The sequence below is a fragment of the Spirulina sp. LEGE 11439 genome (assembly GCF_059821285.1).
Window position 1 is genome coordinate 1 of sequence record NZ_JCAMRX010000056.1, and the last position, 16,035, is coordinate 16,035.

General features: G+C 47.0%; 12 protein-coding genes. 7 read left to right on the plus strand and 5 right to left on the minus strand.

The window, feature by feature from the left end; all coding sequences use genetic code 11:
- The first annotated feature begins 489 nt into the window (after positions 1-489).
- The gene (locus AC6RV6_RS25125) at positions 490-2,166 is read left to right on the plus strand and encodes an ABC transporter permease (protein ID WP_500243628.1); all 1,677 of its coding nucleotides are present in this window, start codon (positions 490-492) and stop codon (positions 2,164-2,166) included.
- A gap of 42 nt (positions 2,167-2,208) precedes the next feature.
- On the opposite strand, the gene AC6RV6_RS25130 is transcribed toward AC6RV6_RS25125, so the two are convergent.
- The 5 genes from AC6RV6_RS25130 to AC6RV6_RS25150 all read right to left on the minus strand — a co-directional run bounded on the left by AC6RV6_RS25130 (position 2,209) and on the right by AC6RV6_RS25150 (position 8,429).
- A complete protein-coding gene (locus AC6RV6_RS25130) occupies positions 2,209-2,670 on the minus strand; it encodes a GatB/YqeY domain-containing protein (RefSeq protein ID WP_500243629.1) in 462 nt (153 codons plus the stop codon).
- Positions 2,671-2,777: 107 nt separating this feature from the next.
- Complete coding sequence (locus AC6RV6_RS25135; protein WP_500243630.1) at positions 2,778-4,940, minus strand: PAS domain-containing hybrid sensor histidine kinase/response regulator; 2,163 nt, start codon at positions 4,938-4,940, stop codon at positions 2,778-2,780.
- Entirely contained in the window at positions 4,937-6,778 is a 1,842-nt protein-coding gene (locus AC6RV6_RS25140) for a CheR family methyltransferase (RefSeq protein WP_500243631.1), read from the minus strand. The genes AC6RV6_RS25135 and AC6RV6_RS25140 overlap by 4 nt, the downstream gene beginning before the upstream one ends.
- A 27-nt stretch (positions 6,779-6,805) precedes the next feature.
- Entirely contained in the window at positions 6,806-7,375 is a 570-nt protein-coding gene (locus tag AC6RV6_RS25145; protein WP_500243655.1) for a chemotaxis protein CheB, read from the minus strand.
- 148 nt (positions 7,376-7,523) lie between these two features.
- Positions 7,524-8,429 carry a response regulator transcription factor gene (locus tag AC6RV6_RS25150; protein WP_500243632.1) on the minus strand — a complete coding sequence of 302 codons (906 nt, stop codon included), beginning with the start codon at positions 8,427-8,429 and terminating at the stop codon, positions 7,524-7,526.
- A gap of 183 nt (positions 8,430-8,612) precedes the next feature.
- On the opposite strand from AC6RV6_RS25150, the gene AC6RV6_RS25155 reads away from it, so the two are divergent.
- From AC6RV6_RS25155 to AC6RV6_RS25180, 6 genes are all read left to right on the plus strand, one after another.
- Positions 8,613-8,915 carry a DUF1816 domain-containing protein gene (locus tag AC6RV6_RS25155; protein WP_500243633.1) on the plus strand — a complete coding sequence of 101 codons (303 nt, stop codon included), beginning with the start codon at positions 8,613-8,615 and terminating at the stop codon, positions 8,913-8,915.
- A gap of 141 nt (positions 8,916-9,056) precedes the next feature.
- The gene (locus AC6RV6_RS25160) at positions 9,057-9,227 is read left to right on the plus strand and encodes a hypothetical protein (RefSeq protein WP_500243634.1); all 171 of its coding nucleotides are present in this window, start codon (positions 9,057-9,059) and stop codon (positions 9,225-9,227) included.
- An 89-nt stretch (positions 9,228-9,316) separates the two neighbouring features.
- Positions 9,317-9,502 (plus strand): hypothetical protein, encoded by a 186-nt coding sequence (locus AC6RV6_RS25165; RefSeq protein ID WP_500243635.1) that lies wholly within the window; start codon positions 9,317-9,319, stop codon positions 9,500-9,502.
- Positions 9,503-9,643: 141 nt separating this feature from the next.
- Complete coding sequence (gene cobJ / locus AC6RV6_RS25170; RefSeq protein ID WP_500243636.1) at positions 9,644-11,581, plus strand: precorrin-3B C(17)-methyltransferase; 1,938 nt, start codon at positions 9,644-9,646, stop codon at positions 11,579-11,581.
- A 24-nt stretch (positions 11,582-11,605) separates the two neighbouring features.
- Positions 11,606-13,312: a glycoside hydrolase family protein gene (locus AC6RV6_RS25175; protein ID WP_500243637.1), complete on the plus strand. Its 1,707-nt coding sequence runs from the start codon at positions 11,606-11,608 to the stop codon at positions 13,310-13,312.
- 327 nt (positions 13,313-13,639) lie between these two features.
- Complete coding sequence (locus AC6RV6_RS25180) at positions 13,640-15,916, plus strand: peptidoglycan-binding protein (RefSeq protein WP_500243638.1); 2,277 nt, start codon at positions 13,640-13,642, stop codon at positions 15,914-15,916.
- Positions 15,917-16,035: the final 119 nt, after the last annotated feature.

Here is a 16,035-nt window from a genome sequence, read left to right on the forward strand (position 1 = left end):
GGTTGGATGCCCTTTTCTCAACTTAGTTTTACATACTAAGTTCGGTAGACCCGTAATAGCTTTATTAAACAGTTAAAATTTTGCTTCATCTTCATCGGGTAAATAATCAAGATCGAGAATATTATCCCAGAGAAAAGGACAATCATGGCGAAAAGTATTGAGAGGTAAAATTGAGGCTGTCTCGGTTCAATGCCTAAAGTGTAAAAATCCTTGTAGATTCCGCACTCGACTTTCATATGTTATGGGTGTGGAAACATTTCTTTTTTCGAGTTGTCCGTCCAGACAACTCTATTCTTTTTTGAGGGCATTTGCTAAATCCTTTGTCCTCTTTGCTTTTTAGCCGCCTTGTCACCTCTGAAGGTAAATCCCTATATTTTATTTTTTTCTGGCGTATGCTAAATTGAAAGGAAGTTAATTGAAACTTATTCTCATTAAAACTTTGTAAAGGATTTTGGAGCCTAAGTCAAATTGTCCTCATCGTTCCCTTTTTTGAAAAACCGGAAATCCCTATTAGGCGTTGCTCGCAACGTCTTTCCTTTGGGAAATTTTGGCTGGACGCTGTTAGTTGCCGCGATCGCTATCCCGATCTGTACTCCCATTTTTGTTGTTCTTAGTAGTGTTTTCGCCCATTCAGGAGAAATTTGGGGACATTTAGCAACGACAGTATTGCCAGACTATCTCAAGAATTCTTTCATTTTAATGGTGGGGGTAGGGCTGGGAACCTTCGCGATCGGGACGGGGACGGCGTGGTTAAGCACCATGTGTCGCTTTCCGGGGAGTCGCTGGCTGCAATGGTTGCTCTTGCTTCCCCTCGCAACGCCAGCTTATTTATTGGCTTACGTTTATACCGAATTTTTAGACTATTACGGCATCGTCCAAACGACTTTACGCAATATTTTTGGCTGGAACAGTGTCGGAGATTACTGGTTTCCCGACATTCGCTCGATGGGAGGCGCGATCGCCATGCTGATCCTCGTTCTTTATCCTTATGTGTTCTTATTAGCTCGCGTAGCATTTTTAGAGCAATGTACTTGCACCCTCGAAGCCAGTCGCTCCTTGGGTTGTAATCCGTGGCGCAGTTTTGTGAGAGTTGCCTTGCCTCTCGCTCGTCCCTCTATTATCGCCGGATTAGCGCTGGTGTTAATGGAAACTTTAAATGATTTTGGTACGGTGCAGTTTTTTGGGATTTCCACCTTTACGACGGGAATTTATCGGACTTGGTTGGGGATGGGAGAGCATACGGCGGCGGCACAGTTGGCGGCGGTACTGTTAACCTTTGTGCTGATTTTAATTGCTTTGGAGCGGCGATCGCGTCGTCAAGCAAAATATTATCAAACTGCCAATCATGCGAAACCCTTTCAACCCTATCTGTTGCGGGGATGGCGTGCAGGGATGGCTTTAATATCCTGTAGCATTCCCGTTATTTTTGGCTTTTTACTCCCTGTGGGAGTCTTGTTAGAAATGACCTTAAATCGTCCGGAAAGCACCCTCGGTCGCAATTTTTGGAATTTAGCCTCTCATAGCTTGATTTTAGCAGTTTTAACGGCAGTTTTTGGAGTCATTATTGCTCTCGTGATGGCCTATGGAAAACGATTGCAAAAGAATTTTGCCATGTCCTTTTCCGTCCGTATCGCTGCGATGGGATACGCTGTGCCGGGATCGGTGATTGCGGTTGGGGTTCTCATTCCTATCGGACGATTTGATAATGCGATCGATGCTTGGATGCGATCGCATTTTGGTATCTCTACAGGACTCTTATTAAGCGGCACGATCGCTGCCCTCATTTTTGCCTATTTAGTGCGCTTTTTAGCCGTATCTTTTAATACTGTCGAATCCAGTTTGGGGAAAATTCAACCCAGTTTAGACGATGCGGCACGAAGTTTGGGTCATTCCCCGACCAGTACCCTGATTAAAGTTCACGCCCCTTTAATGTCGGGAGGATTATTAACGGCAGCGATGTTAGTGTTTGTGGATGTCATGAAAGAACTTCCTGCCACTTTGGTGATTCGTCCCTTTAACTTTGATACCTTAGCCATCCGAGTCTATCAATACGCCTCCGACGAGCGTTTGGTAGAAGCCGCCGCCCCTGCACTGGCGATTATTTTGGTGGGGATCGTCCCGGTGATTTTCCTGAGTTTGAAAATTGCGCGATCGCGTCACTGTTAAAGATAATGATGATTCGCGATCGCGTTAATCTTGGGACAGTAATTACCCCAAACTCAATTTAGCCTTAACCATTTCTTGCACTTTTTTCCCGTCGGCTTTTCCTTTCAGTTGTTTCATAGCCAAACCCATAACTTTTCCCATATCTTTAGGTAAAGTTGCCCCAACTTTGGCGATGATTTCATCAAGAATGGCGCTCAATTCCGTTTCCGATAATTGTTGGGGAAGATATTCTTCAATGATGACTAATTCTTGCGCTTCCTTATCGGCGAGATCGTCTCGTCCGGCATTGCGATACTGAGCGATCGAGTCGCGACGCTGTTTGGCTTGCTGGGCTAAAATGTCGAGTTCTTGTTCTTCTGTGAGGGTTTCTTGTCCGCTCGGACGCACGCTAACTTCTTTTTCAAGGACAGCTTTTTTGATACTGCGAATCGTTTCCAAGCGAATTTTATCCTTGGCTTTCATTGCTGTTTTAATATTGTCCGTCAGACGATCTTTAAGACTCATGGTTGCGATCTGTTTAGTATTCTTGTCATCTTCTCGTATTATAAACAATTTTTAGGTTTGGGGGGGATGAGAAAATGCAATAATGGGTATTTAAGAGGAGAGATTGCTCAATCTGTTAATTTTAGCAAACTGCAAACATGGCTCAAGAGATTTTCGGGGGGATAGGGTTTCGTCAAAAAAAACTTGTATCCTGCGGCTAAAGCGGGTTCTCGGTTGTTCGGCAAGCCACTAATGGCGATCGCTTCAATCTGGGGATTCAAAGTTTTCAGGGTTTGCATTAAAGGAATTCCCCCCATTTCCGGCATCATAATATCGACAATGACCAAGGCGATCGCCTCTTGATATTGAGTGTAGATTGCGATCGCTTCGACACCATCGCGAGCAACTAGGGTCGTGTAATTGTGATTTTCGAGTAGGGCTTGGGTCACTCCTCGCACCACCTTATTATCATCCACAATCAAAACCCGCTCTCTATTGCCGTTAAACTGTTCTCGGGCTTCATTGTCCTCGCGGGGAGAATCTTCAGCAGGAGGAGCGACAGTAATAGGTAAAAAGAGATTCACTTGCGTTCCCCAGCCGACTTCACTGAAAACTTGGATAAAACCGCCGTAGTTTTTGACAATGCCCGCAACGATCGCCAGCCCCAACCCGCTTCCTCGCCCGAATTCTTTGGTGGTAAAAAACGGTTCAAAAATGCGATCGCGCACAGTCGGATCGATGCCGGTGCCGGTATCGCCAATCGTCAGCAGGACATAGTGTCCGGGCTGCGCTTCCAAATTGGTCGCAGCGATCGTTTCATCAACCCAGTGATTTTCCGCAGAGATCGAGAGAATTCCACCTTCGGGCATGGCATCCCGAGCATTAATGCAGAGATTGGTCAGGATCTGATTTAAATGAGTCGGATCGACCCAAACTCCTCCGAGGGATCGCGGCGGCTCTGTTAAGTTTAAATCAAGGGTGATGGATGGGGGGAAACTCGGGCGGATCGCGTCGATCTGTTCGGGTAAGAGAGTGACGAGGTTCACTTGAGTTCGACTTTCCGAATCTCCTCGAGCAAAAGTGAGGATTTGCTTGACCATTTTAGCTCCTTGTTGGGCGCTTTCCTCGATTAGTTGCAATTCCTCATGACCTCGGGCATCCAAGCCATGCTGTCCCTGACGGAGAACGCAAGCGAGGGTGAGGATGGGGGTAAAAACATTGTTGAGGTCGTGAGCGATGCCCCCTGCCAGTTTCCCGAGACTGTCCAGCCGTTGGATTTGAGCAAACTGAGTTTCGCGTTGTTTCTTTTCAGTGATATCGGTATTGACGACCAAGAAGGATTGGGGGTGTCCCGACTCATCCCGTACGAGAGTCCAGTGACTGGCCACGAGAATTTCTTGGCCGGATTTGGCGATCTGCGGGAGTTCTCCGAGCCAATCGCCTTTTTCTAGGACGGTTTTCAGTCCGACTTCCAGTTTGGCAGGAGGCGATCGCAAAAGTTCGAGTTCGCTTTGTCCGAGGGCTTCGGCGGCGCTCCAACCATATAAGCGCTCTGCTCCTTTGTTCCAGAACAAAATCCGATCGTCTAAATCTCGAACAAAAATCGCGTCGGAAGCAATATCGATTAAGGTCGCTTGTTCTTGGATTTTGGCTTCGGCTTGTCGGCGATCGCGCAGATCTCGGAAGACCCAACTCAGTACCCATTCCCGGTGCATATTGTATTCTCCCGAAAGCGAGAGGGAAACCGGAAAAGTTTTCTGCCCCAGTTGTAACGAAATTTCCCGATCTTGCAAAAAGAAAGCAACTCGGTTGCCACGGGATGAGAAGGGATTCCGAGAGGACTGGGTAGTAGAGTTTTGCAGTTGTCGGGCAAACTGAGCAACGCGATCGAGTTGCGTATAGATGAGGGAATGATCCGGTTTCACCACAAATTGGGTTAATGGTTTGCCCACCAACAGGATTCGGCGCAGATCCAAGAGCATTTCGGCGGTACCGTTAGCCGCTTGAATGATGCCCTCTCCATCCGTTACCAAATAGGCATCGGGAGCAAAATCAAACAAATTTTGGTAGTGCTGGCGTTCCCATTCTAAGGTTTCCCGCGTGGCGAGCAATTCTTCATTTTGTTCGTGCAGTTCTTCAGCCGTAACGTGTAACTCTTCTAAGGCGATGGAAAGTTCGGCGATCGCTTCTTGCTGCAAGGGATCTTGGGAGTCCATTGCCCGGTCTTGCAGCCCTTGCAATCGGGCTTGGGCGGCGTGTAACTGTCGATCTAAATCAAAAGGTTCGTTCACGGCTTGATTTCCTCCATTAATAAAATTACTCCTTGGCGCTCCTTCGTGAGACTCACTAAAGGATTAAAACTAATGCGGCATTGAATCTTGTGTCCGCGACGATTGACGGCTTCGAGGGTTAACTCTTGGCGCTCGCGGTCTCCGTTGAGGCAAGTGAGAATCGGGTCTCGCAATTTATCGAGGGGCAGCCCGATATCGAGACCGAAGAGAGAAAGTTCCTGGACTTCCTCGCTCCGCAGTCCCCAAAGATTTTCGGCTTCGTGATTCCAACTGAGGATGCGAAATTGAGTATCGATGACGGCGACTCCGGATTGGAGACTGGCCAAAATCGAGTTGAGAAAGGCATTGAGGCGATCGAGGTCGCTGGTGCGCTGGCGCAATTCTTCGTTAATGGTTTGCAATTCTTCGTTGGTGGATTGTAGTTCTTCGTTAATGGTTTCTAATTCTTCATTGGTGGATTGCAATTCTTCGTTGGTGGTTTCTAGCTCTTCATTGGTGGATTGCAATTCTTCGTTGGTGGTTTCTAGCTCCTCGTTGCTGGACTGCAATTCCTCGTTTGCCGTTTCTAGATCTTGGTTGGTTTTCTCGAGTTCGATTCGCAGGTTGTGGTATTGGGTTACCTCAATCAAGATAATACTTGCGCCGATGATTTGTTTTTCCCGATCTTCGAGAGGGGAGATCTCAATGTCTAAATACTGTACTTGTTCATTGATGCCGTGACGCGCTACGTCAGACACGACGATCGCTTTGCGTTCCCGGTAGGCCTGTTCGATGGGCGATCGCAATTCGAGGGGGCGGTAGGATATCTCTAAATCTTGCAACGGCCGCCCGCGATCGAGGAGGTTGATACCAAAATCCTCTCTGGCTCGCGCATTGGCCAAGATCAAATTACTGTTGCGATCGATAACAATCTGGGCGTAGGGGGTAATATCAAAGGCAGATTCTTGTAAATTCATATACCCCTCAATGCTATCGCCGCTCTCATCGGGATTCTGGGGAAACATAAATATCCGATCGCGCCGGTTGTTTTTGGGGGTGCAGCGAAAAATGCGATTTTGCAGGCTGATGGGCGTGAATAGATTGGGATGGGTCAGGAGCATTTCCGCTTTGCCTAAAAACAACATACCGCGATCGTTGAGGGCAAAATGAAAGCGATCGAGAATTTTCGCTTGAGTTTCGGCATTGAAATACATCAGGACGTTGCGACAGATCAGCAAATCCAAGCGGGAAATGGGGGCATCTTGCATCAGGTCGTGGCGACCGAAAATCACCCCTCGGCGCAGATCCGAGCGGAAGGCAAAATTGCCATTAACCGCCTCAAAATAGCGATCGCGCCATTCCTCGGGGACGGCTTCCAAGGCTTGGGGGCTGTAAACGGCGAGGCGAGACTGACGCAGGACTTTTTCATCGACATCCGTGGCATAAATTTTCACCCTTTGGCGAAACTCTTCGATCCCGAGGGCTTCCGCGAGTATGATGGCGATGCTATAGGCTTCTTCCCCCGAGGCGCAGCCGGCACTCCAGACGCGAATCGGCGCTCGGACAGAGATATTGGCAAGGAGTTGCGGAATTTGCCCTTGTAGATATTTCCAAGCCGCAGCATCCCGGAAAAATGCCGTGACGTTGATCAAAATTGTGTTGAAGAGGGGGAAAAATTCTTCCGGGCGAACTTGCAGGTAATCTAAATATTTACCAAAATCGTTGATATCATGGGCGAGCATTTGCTTTCGCACTCGACGCATCAGGCTCGATCGCTTATAACCGGTAAAGTCAAAGCCTCGCGATCGCTGGAGGTATTCGAGGAGTTCTTCAAAAATTGGGTCTGGAGAAGGGGGCATAATCGTGTCGGTTTAAGGGCTTTGGCATTAAAGGGGGGAGGCTTTCCCCTCCTCGGCGATCGCGAGTTTGATTAAAGTGGGAGCAATTTCGGCTAAGGGGAGGACAAAATCTACCGCTCCCGTGCGAATGGCCGTATCGGGCATCCCGAAAAACTCTGAGGTGGCTTCATCTTGGGCGATGACGATGCCGCCCATTTTGGCGATCGCCTGCACCCCCATTCCTCCATCAGTGCCGGTCCCGGAAAGCACCACGGCGATCGCTTTGCTTTTGTAACTGGCAGCAACGGACTCGAACAATAAATCCGCCGAAGGACGCACGAAATGCACTAACTCGGTGTGGGTGAGGGACAGGGTTTCATCGGGGTTGACCAATAAATGGCGATCGGGGGGAGCCACATAAACAATTCCCGTTTGCAGGATATCCCCCGCTTCTGCCTGTTTGACTTTCAAGGGGGTCTGGCGATCGAGAATCTCTGCCATGAGGGAACGGAATTGGGGTGCTAAATGCTGCACGATAACAATGGCCGCCGGAAACTGTGCCGGAAGTTCGGGCAGTAGTTGGGAGAAGGCTTTGAGTCCTCCTGCCGAGGCAGCCATTGCCACAATTTCAAAGGATGCCTTCGATCGCGCTAATATTGGCAGAGGGGTTCGATCTTCCACAGGAAACCCACAATTAGGAGTAAATGGGACTTTATACTTAATTTATAAACGATTTTGAGTCGAGGAAACGTGAAGTTAAATTTAATTACGTTGCAGCCATTTTCCGCTTCAGTGCCTCATTTTCAGCCTGCAATTGCCGTCGTTCTTCTTCAAGGGTCTGACAGGCTACAGCTAACTCCTGATTCTTCTCGATCAGACCGGTTTGAGTCAATTGCAATGCGGTTAATTGAGAGCGTAAACTTTCATTGGCGAATTGGAGTTCGGCAATTTGCGATCGCGCGCGGCTTTCCTCGCTTGGGGACTCGATCGCATTGGCAAACAAGGGGTTCAGCCGATAGCCTACCCGATAAACCGTCTCGATCAAATTCGGAGGAGCCGCGATCGCCTTCAATTTTTTCCGCAATTCCTTAATATGAAACCGCACGGTTTCCTCGCCGGGGGAATCCAGAGAACTCCAGACGCGATCCACAATGGCACTGGCACTAAATACCTTGTGAGGATACCGCAAAAATAACTCTAAGATGGCATATTCTTTGGGCGTTACCGACAAGGAGTGAGAGCGATAAGCGACCTCTCGGCGACTGGGATCGACTGAAAGAGCGCCCCATTGCAAGAGCGGTTGCTTTTGAGGGCTACCGCGACGCAAGAGCGCTTGTACTCGCGCCATCAATTCATCGACATCAAAGGGTTTAACGACATAATCATCCGCACCTGCATTGAGCGCATTAGCTTTTTGTCGTCCTCCTCCTTGTCCTGTTAATAATAAGATGGGAGTCTGCGCTCCTTTCTGGCGGATCTTCTGACACAGCCCGATGCCATCCAAGCGGGGCAATAAAAGATCCAGCAGCAGCAAGTCATATTCAAAGATATCTGCCATTTGCCATCCCACTTCGCCATCTTCGGCAATATCAACGGCGTAGTGATAGGTAGAAAGTAAGAGTTGTAAAGATCGCGCTAGACGGCGATCGTCTTCTACAACCAGAATTTTCATGATGGTCTCCAAAATGGAGGGTCAATCAGTTTAATTTATTCGGTTCGATCGCGTTAGGTTCGGATTGCTTTTGATTTGCTTATCTAACTTCAATTATCATCCCATACCTCACAGTTTCCTTACAAGTCATCTTCACAATTATCAAAAGAAGTTCTGGTTAATTAACTTTAAATTGCAGAAATCATGTTTAAGCCCCTACAGAAAACTTTTCATCGCTCTTGCGATCGTGACGTTCAATTTCAACAAGAGTCTCGCGATCGCAAGGGGAATATTATCCCACCTCCTGTTACACCGCCTTGGTGGGTTAAAATCCAAACTCAAGTTCCGGCTTGTATCTATTACTTTGGACCCTTTACGAACAGACAAGAAGCTAGACTTTCACAAGCGGGTTACATCGAGGATCTCGTACAAGAAGAAGCCCGAGAGATTACGATTCAAATCGAGCAAGGATACCCTCAAACCCTGACAATTTTTGAGGATGATTGAGGCTCTTGTTTCCGAGATTTGCACTGATATAGGATTTACGCACTCCCTTAGAAATCGTGAGAATTCAGAGGGATTTTGCTCGGTTTTTTCCTCGTCGATAATCATTGCCGAACTAAAGCGATGATTTAATGATAATGATTGTTGAAATTGAAATCCTTTAAGAAGGCGATCGTAATATATCCAAAGGACAGTTCAACAAAAAAACGCAGGATTCCCCGCTTGTACGCTTTGCGTCAAGGGTGGGAGGATTTTATGACTTGGCTCGTTAAAGGGGCGATCGTTTGGCAGGATGAAAATGCTAATAATCGATAACAGAGCAATTTTCCCAAATTGCGGCGATCGCACGAATCCCTCGGAAATTGTCTACAATAAAAGTAGACTCTCGCTCCCGATCAATCGCCATGATAAAAAATCATCAAAAGCAAACCATTGCAGCCCCCCAACCGATATTAACCTCATCTTCCCCACTCCCTGCAAATCGCGTCATTAGCGTCCAACTCAGTAACGATGAAGAGGTTGAATGGGTCTGGACATCATTACCAGATGGAACAAAATATGTTAGTGGCTACACGATTATCAAAAAATAGATCTAATGCAGAGATATTTAACCCTAACTCATTTGGAGATGGCGGATTTAATGCGCCATCTCTCGATGGTTCAAGCCCAATAACGAACGAACTCATGTTAACCTAAAGAGCCTTTGGTTTATTCAGGAAAATTTATTATTGATGTTATTTACATCTTATCAACCCATTGCCGCGATCGCGACGACTCCCCGCGCCGTCCTTACCTTAAAGCCTTTTTGTCAAGCGAGTAATACAATTCTTTACGTTCCCCAAAGTTTAGAAAGTTTAGAAAACGTGCAACCTTATCAAGGCACGTTAAAAGAACATTTAACCGCAATTTGGCAGGATTACAAAGCCTTTGTTTTTGTCTTGGCAACAGGAGCCGTGACTCGCTTAATTGCCCCTTTGCTGCACGATAAAAGCACCGATCCGGCAATTTTAGTATTGGATGAAACCGGAAAATTCATCATTAGTTTGTGCGGGGGACATCAAGGCAGAGGGGATGCGTTAACCCGACTCGTTGCTCAAACCATTGACGCAAAACCGATTATTACCGGAGCCTCTCACAGCTTAAACCTACCCGGAATTGATATTCTCGGACAACCTTTCGGCTGGCAAAAAGGGAGCGGAGATTGGACGGGAGTGAGTGCCGCGATCGCCAAACAATATCCCGTAGAAGTCATTCAAGAAGCCGGATCGACGCTTTGGCAAAAAGCCCTCCCTGAAAATCATCCCTTTCATTTTACCGGGGAAACAACCCCCAAGGGACGCATCTGGATCGGGTTTACTCAGCGCAATTTTAACCCCGATGCAGACTTTCCTAAAGTACAGTGGCATCCTCGCTTATTATGGGTCGGAGTGGGATGCGAAAGAGGGACTGCAAAAGAACTCATCGATCGCGCGATCGCAACCGTATTTCAACGCAACCATCTCGCCGAAGCCGCGATCGCCGGCATTGCAACTATCGACATTAAAGCCGATGAAGTCGGAATTTTAGAACTCTGTCAAGACCGAAATTTGCCCCTCCGCACCTTTTCAGCCGAGGAATTAAAAAGCGTCAATGTCCCCACTCCTTCAGAAGTGGTCGATCGCGAAGTGGGAACCCCTAGCGTAGCCGAAGCCGCTTCTCAGTTATCAGTTATCAGTTATCAGTTATCAGTTATCAGTCACCAGTCACCAGTTATCAGTCACCAGTCACCAGTCACCAGTCACCAGTTAGAGAAGGGGAAACAGGAAGAGGGAAAAACCAATAGTTTATTGGTGAAAAAACAGGTTTATAAGGAAGATGGGGTTAAAGGTGCGGTGACGATCGCGGTTTCTTTGGCGGAAAGGGAATATACGGGACGTGGGGGGAGACTTTTTCTCGTGGGGACGGGTCCGGGGGCTTTAGAACAAATGACCTTATCCGCCCGAGCTGCTGTCGCGGAAGCTGATGTGATTATTGGCTATTCTCTTTATCTCGATTTAATTACACCTTTGCAACGTCCGGGGCAAATTGTGGAATCTTTTCCGATTACGCGAGAGCGCGATCGCGCCCAAAGAGCGATCGCTTTGGCAGAATGGGGATTAAATGTAGCTGTGGTGTCTTCGGGAGATTGCGGTATTTATGGGATGGCGGGGTTGGTGATGGAGGAACTCAAAACCACGGGATGGGATGGCAAAATCCCACAAGTGCAGGTATTTCCGGGAATTACAGCCCTACAAGCCGCCGCCTCCCGCGTGGGTTCGCCTTTAATGCACGATTTTTGTGCGATAAGTTTAAGCGACTTATTAACACCGTGGGATATTATTGTCAAACGCTTGCACGCGGCAGCAAAAGGGGATTTTGTGACAGCATTGTATAATCCGCGATCGCGTCAGCGTCAAAAACAAATCGTCCAAGCGCAACAAATATTCTTACAATATCGTCAGGGAAATACTCCCGTTGCATTGGTTAAATCTGCCTATCGTCCCGATGAAAATATCCAACTCACCACCCTCGAGGAAATGTTAAAATTTCCCATTGATATGTTAACAGTAGTTATTATTGGCAATTGCAGCACCTACCAACATGAAAATTGGTTAATTACCCCCCGAGGCTACCTTGGAAAATTATCCTAAAATCTGAAAAAGATATACTCAATTATGGATAGTATTTGGTTCGATCGCTTGCAAAGTTCGCTTTATTTAACGGCTGCCGATCAAACGGCGATCGCGCAACATATTCTCTCAATTTTAGACTCCACCGAAGAAAATATTCCCTTGCCTCAAGAGTTGCAAAGCGATCGCCATCCGCGCATTGTTTTTTTCTCCGCCAGCAATACCAAAACAGCCGCGAAAGTCGTTTGGGGGACGGGATGGGGAATTGAAGCCGCGATCGCATCGGCGATCGGGAAAATTCAATCTTGTTGTCCTGAAGATGCTTTGCAATGGTTTAAAATCGATATCGTACAAGAATCTTTATGCGTACAACGGCGTAACTCTCGACACCCTTTAAAACTCGATCGCAGCTTGTATGGTTTGGCTTTTGAAGAAGCCTCGCAAATTGCCTTTTTACCCGAAGAATTAGTCGCACAAACATTAATCAATCAACAACAGCGCTTACTCCCTAAAAAAATTATTGCTTATTTAGAACCTCATCCCGATCGCTTGCAGGTCTATCAGCGTTTATTAGAATCACCTCAATTAACACTTTATCGCTTTAATAGCACCAGTTTCTTTTGTAATAGCAAGAAATTAATTTCTCTCTATCGCGGCCATCGCGTTTTAAATCCTCAAAAAATCACGCCAGATTTACTTCTTGATGCAGCCAAAACAGCCGGAAACTATTTAGAAAAAACAATAGGAATTGAAGGAGAATTCCTTTATAATTATAACCCTCAAAATAACAAAACTGGCAAAAAATATAATATTTTACATCACGCCGGAACGATCTATGCACTATTAGACCTTTATGAAGAAACCAAAGATACAGCGCTTTTAGAAACGATACTCAATGCTATTTCATATTTATTACAGTTCGTTCAAACTTGTCCCGAACCGGGACTTGGGACTTGTATCGTAGAAGAAGGCTGGATTAAACTAGGAGGGAATGCCCTTGCTGCGATCGCCTTAAGCAAATATACCCAATTAACTCAAGATAAACCCTATATTCCTCTGATTTTAGAATTAGGAAAGCGCCTCCGCAGTCTCCAGCAAGAAAATGGCGAATTTATTGCTCACAAACAATCTTATCCTGAAGGAAAAATCAAAGATTTCGTTTCCGATATTTATCCTGGGGAAGCTATTTTTGCCCTGCTGTTTATTTATCGTTTAACAAAGGATTCAACTTGGTTGGACGCTGCGGAAAATGGCATTCGCTATCTGCTGGAAAAACAAGCAAAATCCCAGAAACCCATTGCCCCCGATCCTTGGCTATTGTGGAGTTTAAATCAGCTTTTTCGCGATCGCAACAACAGCGAATATTACAATTTTATCCTCGGGACGATCGCCACAATCTCCCGAGGGCAAAATCTACAAACTTCTTATATCGATTGGTTGGGAGGCATCTATCAACCGCCGCGATCGCTGGCAACGGCACGACGAATGACAGCGCTATGTTCTGTCTGCGATCTGGCAATGTACACAGAAAACTCTGCGATTGTCGCACAACTATTAACCCCATTGCAATTGGGAATTGCCTTTCAACTCCAAACCCAATTCTGCCCCGAATCCGTCTTTTATTTCTCCGATCCCCAGCGAATTTTAGGGGCTTTTCATCAAAGTCTGACCGATTTTGAAATTCGCATTGATTGCCTGCAATATAATATTTTGAGCTTGTTGGGTTTTTATCGCATTCTTAATAGTTTATAACTACATTTTCATGTTAAACTAGAGGTTGGTTTGAGAAACAAAACCCAACTTTTTCAAGAATGATGTGAGGCAATGCTGTTACAAACCTAGCCATCTTCTACCTCAACCCCAATATATTATTAAAAAATATTGAAAATCCTTGCAATTCATTACAGTTTGCAAAAGGTTTGAAATCTTTGCTTGAGAGTCCGGTTTTAATAAGAATAGCAGGGTAAAGAAATACCAATCTAACTTGCCAAGACGATCGCGACAGACGAGAACTTGAAGATTGAGAGAGATGGCGATCGCTTCGCCCGCTAGATTGCCCGCACCAAGGAGGTCAATCGCATGAATTTTGTTAAAGTTAATTCCATTGCCGGAGCAAAACTCCACTACGATCGTTTCGAGGACTCTCAGTATAGTTACGGAACTCGCGGTAAACCCCTCAGCTTTCAGGCCACCCCCGGATTTCGACAAAAACTCGACCGATGTTTTGCCGAACTCTGGCAAGTCTGTCCCTATGGAAAAGCCGATATTTTAACCACAGCAGGGCTTTGGGTCGATAAACCGGGAATGCACGAAAAAGGACGCGCGATCGACCTCGATGGCTTGTTTTGGAATACTTCTGGCGTTAAATTCGTAACCCTATACGACGGCTATGAGGGCAAAAATCGCAAGCTCTATCTCGGCATAGAAGCCATTCTTCGCAAGCATTTCGGACGGGTCATTAATTATCCCTATCACGACAATCGCCACCGGGATCATTTTCATATTGACGATGGCTGCGAAATAGGCTTTAACCCCAGTTCGGAAACAACCGTAGAATTCTTACAATTAGCCCTCAAAGAAGTGTTCGACGAACCGGGAGTCGGTGCCGTAGACGGTTGTTACGGACCGAAAACCAAAGCCACAGACCATCGCGTTCTCCGTCGCTGCGGCATCATTGGAAATCTAGCCGTACAATCGGTTTGGCTGCAATTTTTGACCCAAGTGGCACAAACGGCATTTGCATCCCTAAAACCCACTTCTAGCACCAGCTTTGCCTCAACCCCAGCCCCCGACTCGGGGATGAATTGGCGGGAAGTTTATGCCGGAATCGAACGAGAAGGCCATGCCATTCCTCGTCAAGGTTTAGATAATCCCACTTTAGAGAGTGTTTGTGACCAGTTGACAGAATCTTACGGGATCGTTGCTAAATACAAAGGTTATGCTTTTGTTCGCGGGAAAGTCTCGTGGTTTGGCGGTAGCGAAGATACTGGGGTGAAAAAAGACGAAACCGGCACTTTGACAGGAGAGCTTTTACGGACACTGGGGAAAGACGACCAATACTGTGCCATGCGGTGGAACTATTTTGGCCGAGACGGACGAAAGAATAAGACATTTTGGCGCAATCGCCCGATTTTAGCCATCAATCCCGCTAACGATCGCGCAGTGGTTTTGCGGGCGATCGATTGGGGTCCCCACATTAACACCCAACGCATTCTCGATCTCTCCCCGGGGGCAATGCAATATTTAGGAGTCAAGACCGATGAGGAAGTCTTGTGTGCCTTTGCCACAGACAAAACTGATTTCACACTCAAAACCGACTCGATTTCTAAATCTGCACTCGAGTTTCCGACATTACAGCAATTTGAAGACGAGCAGAAATTATCGTCAATTACCGATCGCACCTGCATTAAAGAATTGCAACAAGCCTTGAATGCGATCGGCTTTAATTGCGGACCCGCAGACGGAATTCTCGGACCAAAGACAGAAGCCGCATTTGCTCGCTTTAAACAAACCCTCGATCTCGAAGGAACGATTAACCCCTTCACGATCGCCACCTTGCTCGATCGCGTCAACAAAGAGCAAACCCCCTTCGTGCCGACCTCCTCCCCCCACCTGCTGAATTTACGAGGCTCTGTGGGTCGCGACGGACGCAACGCCGAAGAAGACGTGCAAGCGGTGCAGCACCTTCTCAATTGCAATAGTCATCTTTTAACCCCGCGATCGCGCCTCTCGGAAACGGGAATTTGCGACCCGGACACCATTGCCGCGATCGAGTCTTTCCAATCGCGGGTAGCTCTCCTGACCTCTCCCGACGGTCGCGTCGATCCGGGGGGACAGACCCTCGCTAAACTCAAAGCCAACGCCCAACGCACCACCGTTGATATACCTCACTTTTTGTTTCCTTTCGAGCAGCCTCCCCTAGAAAATTATCAGACTGGAATTCGGAAGTTTGGCTCGATGCGGAAAAACGGACGCAAACATGGCGGCTGCGACCTTTATGCTCCCGTCAGTCGTCCCATCTTTGCAATGGAAGATGGCGTAATTTTAAAAGATCCCTACCCCTTCTATTTAGGAACCCATGCTTTAGAAATGCAATGCGATCGCGGCGGCTCGATCCTCCGATATGGGGAAATTTCCCACGTTGCCACGGGCATCCGTAAAGGGGTCAAAGTGCGTCGAGGCGAGGTCATCGCCTATGTCGGCAAACTCGAACGCCTCAATCTTTCCATGCTTCATTTGGAAATGTACTCGGGCATCGCTACGGGTTCTCTTACTCGCGATCGCGCCCCCTATTTCCGTCGTGTCGATCTACTCGATCCCACGGAATTTCTTGCCAGTGCCGAACGGCATTTCTGAGGGGTAAATACTGATAGTACAATTCATCTGCACGGTATCTCTTTTGATCAACCCGCCTAGAAATTCCGATTCGATTAGATAGAAATTTGCTAAAAGCCGCTATCACAATCCTTGATTTA